This is a genomic window from Sulfitobacter sp., from assembly GCF_041552635.1.
Lineage (GTDB): Bacteria > Pseudomonadota > Alphaproteobacteria > Rhodobacterales > Rhodobacteraceae > Sulfitobacter.
Genome location: NZ_JBFEKM010000357.1, coordinates 1 through 1,456 on the forward strand (window position 1 = coordinate 1; position 1,456 = coordinate 1,456).

Sequence of the window (1,456 nt, forward strand, 5' to 3'; positions counted from 1 at the left end):
TACGGCATGTGTCGCCAAAACACCCACACCGATCATCACGATCGCAAGGATTGCTGCCAGCGACAGGGTCGGAACACCCGACAGACCGGCCCCCAACGTGCAGCCACCGGCCAGAACACCGCCAACGCCCATCAACGCCGCCCCGGCAATATAGCGGCCGGTTTGGGCAGGGGTCTCAAAACTTTGCCAGCCAAATCCGCCAAAGGTGACGCTGGCAATCAACGCACCGATCAGAACGCCACCGAACAGGCCGACGCCAAATCCGGCAGGGATCGAACTGCTCGCCACGACCCAGAACAACCCTTCGGCTGCGGGGGAGGTGAAGGACAAGCTCTCCATCGCGATGGGGTCGAATTCATCGAACAAGATGAACCCGGTGCCGACCCAGGCCAGCGGCACCAGCAGGCCAATCGCGGCCCCCATGACCAGCGCGCCAACGCCATTGCCCGACCGCAGCGCAATGGCCAGCGCGCCCAGAACTATCAGACCTGACCATACCAAAGCACCGCCGGGCAGGTTTGCCAGACTGATGGCGTTGCCCACATCGACGGTCAGGCTGCCCAACGCGACGCGCAAAGGTGCGAGGACCCCCTTGAGCGTCGCATGGGCTACGATCGCGAAAACAACAATGACCAGGGCAGCGCGCAGGTTTCCCGACCCCGCCAAAATGGTCAGCCGTGAAACACAGCCGCGCGTCAACACCATACCTGCGCCAAACAGCAATCCGCCAAAGGCAATTGCGGCAATCGGTAGGTCAGAAATCATGAAACGATGATCGGCAAAGCTGATGAGTTCGAAAGCCACAGCAATTTGTGTGCCGAGCACGGCAAAAGCGAGGGCCATCAACCACACCCCGGCCGCCAGACGGCGATCATCACCGATCAGGGATCTTCGAAAGCAGAACTTTGTCACTTGTCCCAAAAGGCCAAATAAGATGCCGACAAGAATGGCAAACAGAACAGATGCCTGCTGCGGCGTGGTGTTTTCAAAACCGAATGACTCAAACATCGCTCTGATCCTTTAATATTCAGAATATTTTCCCAATGACGCGGAAAATATCTGATATCAAGTGGATCAGTGCGCCTGAACCGCATCACCTGAGGGAAAATATTCCAAAACGGCGCGCGACTTGGGTTTGGTGTTCACCAATCATCCGGGGACTCGTTCCAGGTTTCCGAATGGCCTTGCCCGGACCAAACTGCGTTCTTATTTGATGAATTCGCAAAAGCAAAAAAGGGAGACCAAGTGGCCCCCCTTAACCCTTTTTCAAATACTCAAGTCCGACATAACCCGCAAAGACCAAAGCCTGGTTGGATTACCGTCCCCGCAACCGTGGATCCAACGCATCGCGCAAACCATCACCCAGATAATTCACGCTCAACACCGTCAACGAAATCGCGATCCCCGGCAGCAACACACGCTCGGGGTATTCTTGCATCCGGCTCACCGCGTCGGA

The 1,456-nt window shown here is 56.9% G+C and carries 1 protein-coding gene and 1 pseudogene; both read right to left on the bottom strand.

Annotated features, from left to right (window positions below; translation table 11 throughout):
- Window positions 1–1,008 (bottom strand): YeeE/YedE family protein (locus tag ABYT07_RS21040; RefSeq protein ID WP_372993943.1); only part of this gene is annotated, 1,008 nt, incomplete at its 3' end.
- A 307-nt stretch (window positions 1,009–1,315) separates the two neighbouring features.
- Window positions 1,316–1,456 (bottom strand): annotated as a pseudogene (locus ABYT07_RS21045) (ABC transporter permease); the annotation flags it as partial.